A 13797-nucleotide genomic window follows, 5' to 3' on the forward strand; every position below is an offset into this window, starting at 1 on the left:
TCGTTCAACGATCTAACAAGAGGTTCCGGAATTCGGACTTGGGGCAGGGTTCTCCGGGCGCGGAATCTTTACCCTTGTCGGATCGTTCAACAATCCTCTACGTTGAGTGTGTGATCCAGGACGTCATCGACCTCAATGCCGACCTCGGCGAAGGCTTCGGACGGTGGACCCTCACCGACGACGAGGCCCTGCTCTCCGTGGTGACCAGTGCCAACGTCGCCTGCGGCTTCCACGCCGGCGATCCCTCCGTGATGCGCCGGGTCTGCGATCTGGCCGCCGCGCGCGGTGTACGGATCGGGGCGCAGGTCTCGTACCGGGACCTCGCCGGGTTCGGGCGGCGCGCGATGGACGTGCCGCCGGACGAGCTGGCGGCCGAAGTGGCGTACCAGATCGGGGCGCTCAGGGTGTTCGCGGAGGCGGCCGGGGCCGAGGTCTCGTACGTGAAGCCGCACGGGGCGCTCTACAACCGGACCGTGCGTGACGGGGAGCAGGCCCGTGCGGTCGTCGAAGGGGTGCGGCTCGCCGGTGGTGGGCTGCCGGTGCTCGGGCTGCCGGGGTCTCAATTGCTTTGTGCTGCCGATGAGTTGGGGCTCACTGCGGTGCGGGAGGCGTTTGCCGATCGGGCCTACACCCCGGAGGGCACGCTCGTGCCGCGCCGCGAGCCGAATGCCGTCGTCGAGGACGCGGACGCCGTGGTGCGCCGGTCCGTCGCGTTCGCGGTGGACGGCGGGGTCGAGGCGGTCGACGGGTCCCATGTCGCCGTCGCCGCACGGTCGTTGTGCGTGCACGGTGACACCCCGGGTGCGGCGGCGATCGCGGCGCGGGTGCGGGTGGCGCTCGAGGGCGCCGGGGTCGAGGTCGGGGCGTTCACGTGAGCCTGCGCGTACGGACCGCCGGGCGGCATGCGCTGCTGGTGGAGTTCGCCGACGCCGAGCAGGCGGGGGCGTTCCACGCGGAGGTGCTGCGCCGGCGGGGTGCGGGGGTGCTGCCGCCGGTGCGGGAGATCGTGCCGGGGGCGCGGACGGTGCTGCTCGACGGGGTGGCGGAGCGGGATGCGCTCGCGCGCCAACTGGGCGAGTGGGACGTGCCGTTGGGCGCCGTGACGGACGGGGACGTCGTGACGATCCCTGTCGTGTACGACGGGCCGGATCTGGCGGAGGTCGCGGGGCTGTGGGGGATGTCCGAGGAGGACGCCGCCGCGCGGCACGCCTCGTACACGTACCGCGTCGCGTTCTGCGGGTTCGCGCCCGGGTTCGGGTATCTGACCGGGTTGCCGGAGGAGTTGCATGTGCCGAGGCGGGCGACCCCGCGTACGCGGGTCCCTGCGGGGGCGGTTGCGGTGGCCGGGGGGTACTCGGCCGTGTATCCGCGGGCCACGCCGGGTGGGTGGCAGTTGATCGGAACGATGCCGGACCCTTCGGGGTTGTGGGATCCGTTGCGGGAGCCGGCGGCGCTGTTGGCTCCTGGGACCCGGGTTCGTTTCGCTCCGACGGGGTCGACGCCTCGGGGCTCCGCCCCGGACCCCGCGCCTCAAACGCCGGCGGGGCTTGATTTGCCGGGCCTCACCCGCCCCGCATCGGAAAGGTCCGGGCGATGACCAGGAAGCTCACCGTCACGCGGGCCGGGGCGCTCACCACCGTGCAGGATCTCGGGCGAGGGGGGCATGCCCACCTCGGCGTCCCCCGGTCGGGTGCGCTGGACGAAAGTGCGCTGCGGCTCGGCAACCGGCTGGTCGGCAATCCCGAGGACGCCGCCGTCCTGGAGACCACGCTCACCGGGTGTGCGTTGCGGCCCGACCGTGGCGTCACGGTTGTCGTCGGTGGGGCACCCTGCCCGGTCACCGTCGATGGTGCGCCCGCGGCCTGGGGTGTCCCCGTGTACGTACCCGCAGGGGCGGTCCTCGACGTGGGGGCCGTCAGTGGCGGTGTGCGGTCGTACGTCGCCGTTGCCGGAGGGGTCGCCGTCGAGGCCGTGCTCGGGAGCCGGGCCACCGATCTGCTGTCGGGGCTCGGGCCCGCGCCGCTCCGTGCGGGGGACGTGCTGCCCGTCGGTGAGGCGCCCGCCGCGCGGCCCGTGCTGCCGGTGGCGGCGCCGTGGCCCGCTCCCCCGGCCGAGCTCGTGCTGCCGGTGCGGTTCGGGCCGCGCGCGGACTGGTTCACCGAGGCTGCGCGGCGCACGTTCGTCACCGCCACGTACACCGTCTCGGGCAACAGCAACCGGATCGGGCTGCGTACCGAAGGACCTTCCCTGGAGCGGGAGTTGGACGGTGAGCTGCCCAGCGAGGGCATGGTGCTCGGCGCGGTGCAGGTGCCGCCGGACGGGCGGCCCGTGGTGTTCCTCCACGACCATCCGACGACCGGCGGCTACCCGGTGATCGCCGTCGTGGAGGAGCCCGCGCTCGCGGCGGCGGCCCAGGCCGCTCCGGGGACGCCGCTGCGATTCACCAGCTAGGGCCGGAGGCCTTCGTCCAGGAATTCCCGTACGTGGTCCATGACCGGTTCCCGGTCCCCGCGCAGGCCGATCGCCACCGCGATGGAGAAGCCGTCGAGCAGCGCCCGCAGGCGAGTGGCGAAGCGGTCCGGGTCGAGCGCCCCGAACTCTCCGCGTGAGATGCCCTCCGCGAGCAGCGCCACGAGGTCGCGGTGCCAGGCCCCCTCGATGGCGGCCTGGCGGGCGCGCGCGTCGTCGTCGGCGTTCCGCGAGCGGTTGAACACCTCCAGCCACAGCGTCCAGTGCGGGTCGCGCGGCGCGTCCGGGACGTACAGATCGACGTACGCGTCGAGCCGTTCCCGCGCACTGCTGCCGGCGACGAGCAACTCCCGGCGCCGCGCGCCGAGGCGCCCCTCGCTCCACTCCAGCGTGCGCAGCAGCAGCTCGTCCTTGCTGCCGAAGTGGTACGCGAGGTGCCCGCTGCTCATGCCGACCTCGCGGCCGAGCGCGGCCAGGGTCAGCCGCTCCAGGCCGTGTTCGGCGATCATCGCCATGGTCGCGGCGAGCACGTCCTCGCGCGGCGGCGCCGGGGTGCGCCTGCGCTGTGTCCCGGTCACCGGTCAGGCTCCCGCGCGCGGCTGCTGCTGGGTGATGCAGTGGATGCCGCCGCCCGCCGCGAAGATCGTGCGGGCGTCGACGAGGGTGACCGTCCGGGACGGGAAGAGCCTGCGGAAGATCGCCGCGGCCTCCTCGTCGTTCGGGTCGTCGAAGCCGCACAGCACCACGCCGTCATTGCAGAGGTAGTGGTTGATATACGAGTAGTCGACCCAGTCCCCGTCCTCCTCCAGCACGGTCGGCGCCGGGACCTCGACGATCTCCAGGGGCCTGCCCTGCGCGTCGCTCTGCCCGGACAGTACGCCGACGATCTCCCGGCTGACCTCGAAGTCCGGGTGCGCCGGGTCCCGCTGCGAGTGGACGAGGACGACGCCGGGCGCCGCGAAGGACGCCACGATGTCGACATGTCCACGCGTGCCGAACTCGCCGTAGTCCGCGGTGAGTCCGCGCGGCAGCCAGATCGCCTTGGACGTGCCGATCCGGGCGTGGATCTCGGCCTCGACGTCCTCCTTGGAGCGGTCCGGGTTGCGGCCCTTGTCGAGCTGCACGGTCTCCGTCAGGAGGACCGTGCCCTCGCCGTCGACGTGGATGCCGCCGCCCTCGTTGACGAGCGACGTCGAGTGCACGGGCACGCCCGCGAGGTCGCCGACGTGGCGCGCGATCTTCGAGTCGTGCTCCCAGCGGGCCCAGCTCTGCGCGCCCCAGCCGTTGAACGTCCAGTCCACGGCGGCCAGTTCACCGTTCTCGCGGGACTTCACGAACGTGGGGCCGATGTCGCGCATCCACGCGTCGTCCAGCTCCCGTTCCACCAGTTCGATCGACGGGTCGAGGAGGGCCCTCGCGGACTCCGCCTGGCCCGTGCCGGCGACCATGGTCAGCGGCTCGTGCCGGCGCACCGTGTTGGCGACCTTCGCCCACGCGGCCCGCGCCCCGGCCAGTTCGGTCTCGTCGGAGAAGGTCGGGTTGGGGCCCGGCCACGCCATCCACGTGCGCTCGTGCGGGGCCCACTCGGGCGGCATCACATACGTCATGGGCTTGATCCCTTAAAGGAAGTAGAGGCGGTTGAGGGAGACGGACTCGGCCGGTTCGGAGCGGAGCGGGTCGCCGTCGAGGGTGACCAGGCCCGTGCGCTGGTCCACATCGACGGCTCCCGTACGGGAGTTGAGGCGCAGATCGGCCGGGCCGATGCCGCGCGTGCCGCGCACGGCGACGCGGCGCCTGCGGGTGGGCATCGTGTCGTGGCCGTCGTCGACGGCGGCCTGCGCGACGAAGGCGACCGACAGCTCGGCGGCCGTCGCCCCGTACGCGCCGAACTGCGGGCCGAGGACGAGGGGTTCGCAGGTGTCGGTGGCGGCGTTGGGGTCGCCCACCACCCCGTACGCGGGGAAGCCGGACTTCAGGACGAGCTGCGGCTTCGCGCCGAAGTACTCGGGGCGCCACAGCACGATGTCGGCCATCTTGCCGGGCTCGAGGGAGCCGATCTCGTGCGAGAGGCCGTGCGCGATGGCGGGGTTGATGGTCAGCTTCGCCATGTAGCGCAGGACGCGCTCGTTGTCGTGGCCGACGCCCGGGTCGCCGAGCTCGCCCTTCATCTTCCCGGCCATCGCGAACGTCCGGCGCACGGTCTCGCCCGCGCGCCCCATGCCCTGCGCGTCCGACGACGTGATGCCGATCGCGCCCAGGTCGTGCAGCACGTCCTCGGCGCCCATCGTCCCGGCGCGGATCCGGTCGCGGGCCATCGCGGCGTCGCCGGGCAGGTCCGTCTTCAGGTCGTGGACGGAGACGATCATGCCGTAGTGCTCGGCGACGGCGTCCCGGCCGAAGGGAAGGGTGGGGTTGGTGGAGGAGCCGATGACGTTCGGAACTCCCGCCATTTTCAATACATTTGGCACGTGGCCGCCGCCGCAGCCCTCGATGTGGAAGGCGTGGATGGTCCGGCCTTCGAGCACCTTCAGGGTGTCCTCGACCGACAAGCACTCGTTCAACCCGTCGCTGTGCAGGGCGACTTGGACGTCGTGCTCCTCGGCGACGCGCAGCGCGGTGTCCAGGGCGCGGGTGTGCGCGCCCATGTCCTCGTGCACCTTGAACCCGCAGGCGCCGCCCTCGGCGAGGGCCTCCACCAAAGGCGCGCCGTCGGAGGACGAACCCCGGCCCAGGAAGCCGATGTTGACCGGCCACGCGTCGAAGGCGGAGAACGCGTGCTTGAGCGCCCACGGGGAGTTGACGCCGACGCCCCAGACCGGGCCGAACTCCTGGCCGATGATCGTGGTGACGCCGGAGGCGAGCGAGGCCTCCATGATGCGCGGCGACAGCAGGTGCACGTGGGTGTCGACGGCGCCGGCCGTGGCGATCATGCCCTCGCCGGACACGATCGTCGTGCCCGTGCCGACCACGACGTCGACGCCGTCCATCGTGTCCGGGTTGCCCGCTCGCCCGACGGCGGAGATCCGGCCCTCGCGGATCCCGATCGAGACCTTCCTGATCCCGAGCGCGGCGTCGATCACCACGACGTTGCTGATCACGATGTCGCAGGTGTCGCGGACGGCGGCGGCCTTCAGGTGCAGGCCGTCGCGGGCGGTCTTGCCGAACCCGGCGAGGAACTCGTCCCCGTAACTCTGGGAGTCGGACTCGACCTTGATGGTCAGCCCCGAGTCCCCGAGCCGGACGCGGTCACCGGCGCGCGGGCCGTGCGTCCCCGCGTACTCGTACGGGGTCAGTCGGCGGGCTTCGGCGGGGTGGCCTCCGGGGCGGCTCATCGCTTGTCCTCCTCAGTGGGTACGCCCAGATATCCGCAGGCGGCGGCGCGGCGCAGCGCCTCCTCGCGGGCGCCGGGCGCGTCCAGCGGGCCGTCGACGAGGCCCGCGAAACCGATGGCGATCCGGGCCCCGCCGATCGGCAGCAGCCCGACGTCCTGCGTCTCCCCCGGCCCGAACCGCACCGACGACCCGGCGGGCACCGCGAGCCGCATGCCGTAGGCCTTGTCCCGTACGAAGTCCAGGCGCGGGTTGGCCTCGAAGAAGTGGAAGTGGGAGGTGACGGAGACGGGCACGGTCGCCGTGTTGGTGACGGTGAGCGTCAGCTCGGGCCGCGGGTCCTCGTGCTCGGGCCCGGGCAGCAGCGCGCCGGGCGCCGCGTCCCCCTCGCCCCCGCCGATCGGGTCACTCACGACCGCGAGCCGCGAACCGTCGTCGAAGACCGCCTCCACGTGCACCTCGGTCACCACGTCGGCGACGCCCGGCAGTACGTCCTCGGGCCCGAGCGCGGAGCGCGCCGCCTCGATCGCCTCGGCGAGCCGCTTCCCGTCGCGGGCCGCCTCGCAGACGGTGTCCGCGATCAGGGCGGTCGCCTCCGGCACGTTGAGCCGCAGGCCGCGGGCCTTGCGGGCCCGGGCGAGCTCGGCGGCGCCGAACAGCAGCAGCCGGTCGCGTTCCGTGGGGGTCAGTCTCACGCCGTCACGCCTCCTCGTCGAACTTAGAACGCCACTCTAAACGCATCCGCTAGGTGTAGGCAGCCCTGGGCGCGGTCCGTGAGACGCCGCACATAGAGCGCGGCTCTAAATCAGACGCCCCCACCGCCCCTTCCCGTCCCGTCCCCGGGGCTCCGCCCCGGACCCCGCCGGCTCTCGTCCCAAAGCGGGGCTTGATTTTCAAGCCCCGCCGGCGTTTGAGGCGAACAGCCCCGCCGGCGACTGAGGCGGCCCGTCCGGCAGGACTGCCCGATACAAGCCCCGCCGGCGATTGAGGCGGCCCGTCCGGCAGGACTTTCGGGAAGGGGTGGGGTGGGGGCCAGAGACTTGTGCTCAACATGGCAACCATTCGGCCCGGCGTGCTGTCTCGAAGAGCGGGGAAGCTCCCTGCCACCGGGCAGGGACGTTTCACGGGGAGGCAGGACACGCATGACGGACAGCACCGGAGCCGAGGGCTCCACCAGATCTCCGGCCAGGACGAAAGTGGTCCGCGCGGCCAAGTACACGGCCGCCGGGCTACTGCGCTGCGCACAGGTCCTGCTCATCGTCCTCGGCGCACTGGGACAGGCCTCGACGAAGGGCTCGGGCAGCCGGTCGAGCAGCTCCAGCGACGGGGACTGACCGGGCCCCGGACATACGTCGGCCCCCGTCCCGCGAGCTCGCAGGACGGGGGCCGATCGACGTACGCCCGACCGGGACTAGCCCAGCTCGTGCATCCAGCCGTGCTTGTCCTCGGCCTTGCCGCGCTGGATGTCCAGCAGCGCGTTGCGCAGCTTCATCGTGACCTCGCCGGCCTCGCCGCCGGACTGGGTCCACTCGGCGCCCGCACGCTTGACCGTGCCGACCGGCGTGATGACGGCCGCGGTGCCGCACGCGAAGACCTCGGTCAGCTCGCCGGACTCGGAGGCGGACTGCCACTCGTCGATGGAGATGCGGCGCTCCTCCGACTCGTAGCCGAGGTCGCGGGCGACCTGGAGGAGCGAGTCACGGGTGACGCCCGCGAGCAGCGAACCGGTGAGGGTCGGGGTGACGATCTTGTTCCCGTACACGAAGTACAGGTTCATGCCGCCCAGCTCCTCGACCCACTTGTGCTCGACGGCGTCGAGGTAGGCGACCTGGTCGCAGCCCTTGGCGGCGGCCTCGGCCTGCGCGAGCAGGGACGCCGCGTAGTTGCCGCCGGTCTTGGCGTCGCCGACGCCGCCGGGGACGGCGCGCACGCGGTCCTCGGAGAGCCAGATGGAGACGGGCTTCACGCCGCCGGAGAAGTACGCGCCGGCGGGCGAGGCGATGACGATGAAGAGGTACTCGTTCGCGGGCTTCACGCCCAGACCGATCTCGGTCGCGATCATGAACGGGCGCAGGTAGAGGGACTCCTCGCCGCCGTGCGCCGGCACCCAGTCCTTGTCCTGCTGGACGAGCAGGTCACAGGCCTCGACGAAGGTCTCGACCGGCAGCTCGGGCATGCCGAGGCGCCAGGCGGAGTGCTGGAAGCGCTTGGCGTTCATGTCGGGGCGGAAGGTGGCGACGGTGCCGTCGGGCTGACGGTAGGCCTTGAGGCCCTCGAAGATCTCCTGCGCGTAGTGCAGGACGTTGGTGGCCGGGTCGAGGGAGAGCGGTCCGTAGGGCACCAGCTGCCCGTCGTGCCAGCCACGCCCCTCGGTCCACTTCACGATGACCATGTGGTCGGTGAAGTGGCGGCCGAATCCCGGGTTGGCCAGGATCTCCTCGCGCTGCGCGGCGGACAGCGGGGTGGCGGTGGGCTTGAGCTCGATCGTGGGCGTCGTCATGGTTGCGTGTCCTTCACCGTTGGTTGTGACGGACCGCGTTCACGCCGGCATACCCAGTACTAGGACGTCCGAGCTTCCACGTACATCGCGGCCCCACGTTCGATTATCTCGCGAGGCGGGGTGTGCTCGAAACGGACCCGGTGAGTACGGATGCGTGAAGCGGCCCATGGGTTGATGGTCGCACCCCAGGGGCCGCACAGGAACAGCCGCCGGGCGCGGTGTGCGACCCGGCGGCTGCTGCTGTTTTCAGCAGTACGAGATGAGCGCCGGGTCAGCCGGCTACTACTCGGGCGACGAGGGCGTCACCGATCTCGTCGGTGGAGCGGACCGTGTCGCCGCGCTCGCCGAGGTCCGCGGAGACGGCCGTCTCGATGCGCTCGGCCTCGGCCTCGTAGCCGAGGTGACGCAGGAGGAGGGCGACCGAGAGGATCGTGGCGCTCGGGTCGGCCTTGCCCTGGCCCGCGATGTCCGGGGCCGAGCCGTGCACGGGCTCGAACATGGACGGGAACTCGCGGCTCGGGTTGATGTTCCCGGAGGCCGCGACGCCGATGCCGCCGGAGACGGCCGCGGCGAGGTCGGTGATGATGTCACCGAAGAGGTTGTCGGTGACGATCACGTCGAAGCGGGCCGGGTCGGTGACGAGGTAGATCGTCGCGGCGTCGACGTGGATGTAGTCGGTGGTGACCTCGGGGAACTCCTTGGCCACCTTGTTGAAGGTGTTCGTCCACAGGTGGCCTGCAAAGGTCAGCACGTTGTTCTTGTGGACCAGCGTGAGCTTCTTGCGGGGGCGGGCCTGGGCGCGAGCGAAGGCGTCACGGACCACGCGCTCCACACCGAACGCGGTGTTGACGGAGACCTCGGTCGCGACCTCGTGCTCGGTGCCCTTGCGGATCGTGCCGCCGTTGCCCGTGTACGGGCCCTCGGTGCCCTCGCGGACGACGACGAAGTCGATGTCCGGCTCGCCCGCGAGCGGGGTCGAAACACCCGGAAGGAGCTTCGACGGACGCAGGTTGACGTGGTGGTCGAACGCGAAGCGGAGCTTGAGCAGGAAGCCGCGCTCCAGGACGCCGGACGGCACCGACGGGTCGCCGATGGCGCCGAGCAGGATCGCGTCATGCTTCTTGAGCGAGTCGAGGTCGGCGTCGGTGAGGGTCTCACCGGAGGCGTGGTAGCGCTTGGCGCCGAAGTCGTACTCCTCGGTCTCCAGCTTCACATCCTGCGGAAGGACGGCGGAGAGGACCTTGAGACCCTGGGCCACGACCTCCTGGCCGATGCCGTCACCGGGGATCACTGCGAGATTGATGCTGCGAGACATGCGAGCACCGTACTCCTCGTCCCATGGGATGACACGCGGTGTCCATGATGTGGACGGCTGCCGAGTCGCCGCTTTTTGTTCACCCTTACGTATGGCGGTAGTTGGAAGTTACTGGGAAGTTCCCTGTCATGACCACCGCTCCTGACACCCCCAATGTCGGCATCCCCGAACACCTCGCCCGGCGCCTGAGCATGCCCGAGCAACACGAGTACCTGCGGCGGAAGTTCAGCAGGCGCCGTGCCCTGACGGGGGCCGCGGCCTCGGTGGGCGGGGCCGCGCTGCTCGGCGGTGGCTCGGCGACGGGCGCGTACGCGGCGCCGCTGCTGCCGTCGCGGGCGGCCGCGGCGCAGGTGGACGGCTCCCTCGTGGCCCCCTTCGGCCGGCATCTCGCCTTCGGCGCCGATCCGAAGACGCAGATGCGGATCTCGTGGCAGGTGCCGTTCGCGGTCAAGAACCCGTATCTGCGGGTGGGGTCGAAGCCCTGGGAGCTGAGCCGGAAGATCCCGGCGGAGGTGCGCGCCCTGCACACGCCGTCCCTGTCGAAGAAGCTCCCCGAGGTCGAGCAGCTGTATCTGCACGCGGCGCTCGACAACCTCAGGCCCGGCACGACGTACTACTACGGCGTCGGCCACGACGGCTTCGACCCGGCCGACGCGGAGCGCCTGGGCACGCTCGGCACCTTCCGTACGGCGCCGGCCGCCCCGGAGTCGTTCGTCTTCACGGCCTTCGGCGACCAGGGCGTCAGCTACGACGCGCTCGCCAACGACCAGGTGATCCTGGGCCAGAACCCGTCCTTCCACCTGCACGCGGGCGACATCTGCTACGCCGACAGCAGCGGTCACGGCAAGGAGTCGGACACGTACGACGCCCGGGTGTGGGACCAGTTCCTCGCGCAGACGGAGACGGTCGCCAAGTCGGTGCCGTGGATGGTGACGACCGGCAATCACGACATGGAGGCCTGGTACTCCCCCAACGGCTACGGCGGGCAGCGCGCCCGCTGGTCGCTGCCCGAGAACGGCCCCGACCCGGACAAGGCGCCCGGCGTCTACTCCTTCACGTACGGCAGTGTCGGTGTGGTCGCGCTCGACGCGAACGACGTCTCGTACGAGATCCCCGCCAACAAGGGCTACCTGGACGGGAAGCAGACCGCCTGGCTCGACAAGCGGCTCGGTGAGCTGCGGGCGCGGGACGACATCGAGTTCGTGGTCGTCTTCTTCCACCACTGCGTGTACTCGACGTCGACGCACGCCTCGGACGGCGGGGTGCGCGACGCGTGGGTGCCGCTGTTCGCCAAGCACCAGGTGGATCTGGTGATCAACGGGCACAACCACGTCTACGAGCGCACCGACGCGATCAAGGGCGCGGGGAACGGGGAGGTCGGCAAGCCGGTGCCGGTCGGCGCGTCGACCGATCCGACGCGCGACGGCATCGTGTACGTCACCGCGGGCGGCGCCGGCAAGGACCTCTACAGCTTCGGGCCGGGCGTGCCGGACAGCTACGAAGGCAACGTGCACGACCGGGAGTCGATCGTCACCTTCCACTGGACCAAGTCACGCCTGCCCGACCCGGACACCGTGGAGTGGTCCCGGGTGCGGTACACCGGCTTCTCGTTCCTCGCGGTGGAGGTGGAGAAGGGCCGGATGAAGGTGTCGGCGCTGGCCGAGACCGGCGAGCGCATCGACCACTTCGAGGTGAAGAGGGGGTCCTGAGGCCGTTCGGAGGGGGCCGGTCTCAGTGACCGGTCTCGCCGCCGTTGTCCCTGCGGTCCAGCGCGCGCTGGAGGGCGGCGGCCGCGGTCCTGGCGGCCTGGCGGTCGGCTTCGCTCGACGGGGAGACGTGACGGACTCGGCGGCGGACGGGCGTCGCAGTGGCCATGAGGGATCGACTCCTTGAGAATCCGTGGGAATCCTCGCGCGCCATGTGCGCAAGGGGATTTCGAGGCGCCGGAAGGGCGGGAAGCGGGAGCTGCAGGGGTTGCCTGCCAGGTGCTCCGGCTCGCGGCCGCCATTCGCCGGATCGGGCGAGTCGTTCGGCTTCTACAAAGCTAGGACAGGTCTCTGCTTCTGTCTCCACAATTACTCGGACTTCCTACTATCTGAGACGGGACTCACCTCTCCCGTCCCACCAGTCACTGTGTGCGCACTGGTTCCTGTGCGTGGCCGAGGGCCAGCGCGACCACCTCTTCGAGGCCCAGCCCGCCGCCCCGCTCGAACGCCGCCTCGTACCCCTGGTCGCCGAGGGACTCGCGGGCGAGCGCGACGGCGGTGTCGTGCGGTGCGTTGAAGTACACGGAGCCGAACAGGGGCAGGCCCACCCGGTCCCAGATCCGGCGCGCCGCGCCCTGGAGCACGGCCGCCTGCTCGCAGTCGCCGCGCGAGGCCCACAGCAGGGCGATGACCTCGACGGGCAGCACGACGCCGACCAGATCGCGGAACTCGTAGTTGATGACCAGGCAGTCGCCGGCCAGGCGCGTCGCCTCCTCGCTGCGGCCCCCGGCCCAGGCGGCGAAGGAGAGGACGTAGAGGGCGTAGGCCTTCGCCCAGCGTTCGCCGTGCTCCTCGCAGGTGGCGCGGGCCTCCTCGCACAGCGGGACGGCCGCCGCCAGGTCGCCCTGGAACGCGAGGGCCATGGCCAGCTCGATGCGGGCCATCATGACGTTGCTGTCGAGCTCACCCAGCTCGGCGTAGCTGGCCAGGGACGCCCTGAAGTACCGCTCCGCCGTGGCGTGTTCGTCGCGCATCAGCGCGGCGCATCCCAGGCGGTGGGTGGAGTACGCGTACGCCGCGTCGTCATCGGCGCGCAGGGCTCCGGCCCTGCACTCGGTGAGCATGGCCGCGGCGGGCCGCGCGTCCCCCTGGAGGATGGCGATGTAGCCGCCGACCCACAGCGCCTTGAGCCGCTCCGGGTGCGGCCCCGGGACCGCGGCGAGCGCGCGGTCGACCCAATAGCGGCCGTCGCTGAGGAGCCCGCAGCCGACCCAGTAGAACCAGAGCGTGCCGGCGAGCCGCGCCCCGGCCCGCTCCTGGCCCGGTGTCGACAGGGCGAAGTCGAGCGCGGCGAGGAGCTGTGCGTGCGCGCGCCGGGTGGTGCGGAACACGGCGGTCTGGCCGGGACCGAACCACACCGCCTCGCCCTGCGTGGCGAACTCCTGGCACCAGGCGAGATGGCGGGCGCGCACGCGCTGCTCCTCGCCGAGCCGCCGCAGCCACTCGGCGCCGTAACCCCGGACGGTGTCGAGCTGCCTGAACTTCCCGCCGCCGGGGACGTCTTCGCGTACGAGCAGGGATTTCTCCACGAGCCCAAGGAGCAGGGGGCCGATGTCCGCGCGCTCAAGGGCGGCGTCGGCGCACACCTTCTCGGCGGCTCCCCGGGAGAAGCTGCCGGCGAAGACGGAGAGGCGGGCCCAGAGCAACCGCTCGGCGGGCAGGCACAGTTCGTGGCTCCAGCCGATGGTCGTCCGCAGCGTGCTGTGCCTGCCGGTGTACTCCGGCTCGTCGCGGACGAGCTGGAAGCGGTCCTCCAGAAGGGTGAGGAGTTCCTCGGTCTCCTCGCCGCGCAGCCGTCCCGCGGCGAGTTCGATCGCGAGCGGGATGCCGTCGAGCCGCGCGCAGATGCGCTCCACCACCGGCCTGGTGCGGGCGGTGACCAGGAACTCCGGGTGGGCGGCGTGGGCGCGCTGCGCGAAGAGCCGCACCGCGTCGGCCGCGACGGACATCGGCGCGACGGCGAAGATCTCCTCCCCCGCCAGGCCGAGGGGCTGCCTGCTGGTGGCGAGGATGTGCAGCCCGGGGGCCGCGGCGAGGAGCCGCGCGACGAGCTCCGCGCAGGCCCCGATGAGGTGTTCGCAGGTGTCGAGGACGAGCAGCAGGTGCTTGTCGGCGAGGTGCCCGGTGAGCACCTCGTGCTGGGGCCGGGTCGTGTGGTCGGTGGCGTGCAGGGCCGCGCTGACCGCGTGCACGAGCAGTTCGGCGTCCTGGAGTTCGTGGAGCTCGACGCACCAGGCGCCGTCGGCGAACCCGTCCGCCACGTCGGCCGCGGCACGCAGGGCGAGGCGGGTCTTCCCGATCCCGCCGAGCCCGGTCACCGTCACCAGCCGGGAGCGCGCGCTCAGCTGTCGCAATTGGGCGAGTTCGCGGCGGCGTCCGATGAAAGGTGTGTGCTCCGTCGGCAGCTGAGGGGCCACG

General features: G+C 71.6%; 13 protein-coding genes. 5 read left to right on the forward strand and 8 right to left on the reverse strand.

All coding sequences use genetic code 11. The features are described 5' to 3' along the window. The first annotated feature begins 110 nt into the window (after positions 1–110). The 3 genes from ACOKM3_RS14885 to ACOKM3_RS14895 are packed head-to-tail and all read left to right on the forward strand — an operon-like array spanning position 111 to position 2451. Positions 111–875, forward strand: coding sequence for a LamB/YcsF family protein (locus ACOKM3_RS14885; protein WP_426900678.1), 765 nt, complete (start codon positions 111–113; stop codon positions 873–875). Beyond that, a complete protein-coding gene (locus ACOKM3_RS14890) occupies positions 872–1597 on the forward strand; it encodes a 5-oxoprolinase subunit B family protein (protein WP_426900680.1) in 726 nt (241 codons plus the stop codon). The genes ACOKM3_RS14885 and ACOKM3_RS14890 overlap by 4 nt, the downstream gene beginning before the upstream one ends. Further along, positions 1594–2451: a 5-oxoprolinase subunit C family protein gene (locus ACOKM3_RS14895; RefSeq protein WP_426900682.1), complete on the forward strand. Its 858-nt coding sequence runs from the start codon at positions 1594–1596 to the stop codon at positions 2449–2451. The genes ACOKM3_RS14890 and ACOKM3_RS14895 overlap by 4 nt, the downstream gene beginning before the upstream one ends. On the opposite strand, the gene ACOKM3_RS14900 is transcribed toward ACOKM3_RS14895, so the two are convergent. The 4 genes from ACOKM3_RS14900 to ureA form a co-directional block, all read right to left on the reverse strand. Beyond that, the gene (locus tag ACOKM3_RS14900) at positions 2448–2984 is read right to left on the reverse strand and encodes a TetR/AcrR family transcriptional regulator (RefSeq protein ID WP_426906791.1); all 537 of its coding nucleotides are present in this window, start codon (positions 2982–2984) and stop codon (positions 2448–2450) included. The genes ACOKM3_RS14895 and ACOKM3_RS14900 overlap by 4 nt on opposite strands. Before the next feature lie 66 nt (positions 2985–3050). Further along, positions 3051–4076, reverse strand: coding sequence for an agmatine deiminase family protein (locus ACOKM3_RS14905; RefSeq protein WP_426900684.1), 1026 nt, complete (start codon positions 4074–4076; stop codon positions 3051–3053). Between the two features lie 12 nt (positions 4077–4088). After that, entirely contained in the window at positions 4089–5801 is a 1713-nt protein-coding gene (locus ACOKM3_RS14910; protein ID WP_426900686.1) for an urease subunit alpha, read from the reverse strand. After that, entirely contained in the window at positions 5798–6493 is a 696-nt protein-coding gene (gene ureA, locus ACOKM3_RS14915; RefSeq protein ID WP_426900688.1) for an urease subunit gamma, read from the reverse strand. Before ureA ends, ACOKM3_RS14910 begins: the two co-directional genes overlap by 4 nt. A gap of 447 nt (positions 6494–6940) precedes the next feature. Between ureA and ACOKM3_RS14920 the strand changes: the two genes are divergently transcribed. After that, the gene (locus ACOKM3_RS14920; protein WP_426900690.1) at positions 6941–7132 is read left to right on the forward strand and encodes a hypothetical protein; all 192 of its coding nucleotides are present in this window, start codon (positions 6941–6943) and stop codon (positions 7130–7132) included. A 77-nt stretch (positions 7133–7209) separates the two neighbouring features. Here the strand turns inward: ACOKM3_RS14920 and ACOKM3_RS14925 are convergent, their stop codons facing one another. Next, positions 7210–8298 carry a branched-chain amino acid aminotransferase gene (locus ACOKM3_RS14925; protein WP_426900692.1) on the reverse strand — a complete coding sequence of 363 codons (1089 nt, stop codon included), beginning with the start codon at positions 8296–8298 and terminating at the stop codon, positions 7210–7212. A gap of 271 nt (positions 8299–8569) precedes the next feature. After that, positions 8570–9613 (reverse strand): 3-isopropylmalate dehydrogenase, encoded by a 1044-nt coding sequence (locus ACOKM3_RS14930; protein ID WP_426900694.1) that lies wholly within the window; start codon positions 9611–9613, stop codon positions 8570–8572. Positions 9614–9741: 128 nt separating this feature from the next. Between ACOKM3_RS14930 and ACOKM3_RS14935 the strand changes: the two genes are divergently transcribed. After that, positions 9742–11322: a purple acid phosphatase family protein gene (locus ACOKM3_RS14935; RefSeq protein WP_426900696.1), complete on the forward strand. Its 1581-nt coding sequence runs from the start codon at positions 9742–9744 to the stop codon at positions 11320–11322. Positions 11323–11344: 22 nt separating this feature from the next. On the opposite strand, the gene ACOKM3_RS14940 is transcribed toward ACOKM3_RS14935, so the two are convergent. Together ACOKM3_RS14940 and ACOKM3_RS14945 are read right to left on the reverse strand one after the other, a co-directional pair. After that, positions 11345–11488, reverse strand: coding sequence for a hypothetical protein (locus ACOKM3_RS14940; RefSeq protein ID WP_266714423.1), 144 nt, complete (start codon positions 11486–11488; stop codon positions 11345–11347). 253 nt (positions 11489–11741) lie between these two features. After that, the gene (locus ACOKM3_RS14945) at positions 11742–13796 is read right to left on the reverse strand and encodes an ATP-binding protein (protein WP_426900698.1); all 2055 of its coding nucleotides are present in this window, start codon (positions 13794–13796) and stop codon (positions 11742–11744) included. Between the last annotated feature and the right edge of the window lies 1 nt (position 13797).

Origin of the sequence: Streptomyces nidicola, from assembly GCF_050106155.1 — a bacterium.
Taxonomy (GTDB): Bacteria; Actinomycetota; Actinomycetes; order Streptomycetales; family Streptomycetaceae; genus Streptomyces.

Bases quoted from the DNA above. Each gene is read 5' to 3' on its own strand.
- ACOKM3_RS14935 (WP_426900696.1), top strand. From the start codon at position 9,742: ATGACCACCGCTCCTGACACCCCCAATGTCGGCATCCCCGAACACCTC.
- ACOKM3_RS14905 (WP_426900684.1), bottom strand. From the start codon at position 4,076: ATGACGTATGTGATGCCGCCCGAGTGGGCCCCGCACGAGCGCACGTGG.
- ACOKM3_RS14930 (WP_426900694.1), bottom strand. From the start codon at position 9,613: ATGTCTCGCAGCATCAATCTCGCAGTGATCCCCGGTGACGGCATCGGC.
- ACOKM3_RS14895 (WP_426900682.1), top strand. From the start codon at position 1,594: ATGACCAGGAAGCTCACCGTCACGCGGGCCGGGGCGCTCACCACCGTG.
- ACOKM3_RS14900 (WP_426906791.1), bottom strand. From the start codon at position 2,984: ATGGCGATGATCGCCGAACACGGCCTGGAGCGGCTGACCCTGGCCGCG.
- ACOKM3_RS14910 (WP_426900686.1), bottom strand. From the start codon at position 5,801: ATGAGCCGCCCCGGAGGCCACCCCGCCGAAGCCCGCCGACTGACCCCG.
- ACOKM3_RS14925 (WP_426900692.1), bottom strand. From the start codon at position 8,298: ATGACGACGCCCACGATCGAGCTCAAGCCCACCGCCACCCCGCTGTCC.
- ACOKM3_RS14940 (WP_266714423.1), bottom strand. From the start codon at position 11,488: ATGGCCACTGCGACGCCCGTCCGCCGCCGAGTCCGTCACGTCTCCCCG.
- ACOKM3_RS14920 (WP_426900690.1), top strand. From the start codon at position 6,941: ATGACGGACAGCACCGGAGCCGAGGGCTCCACCAGATCTCCGGCCAGG.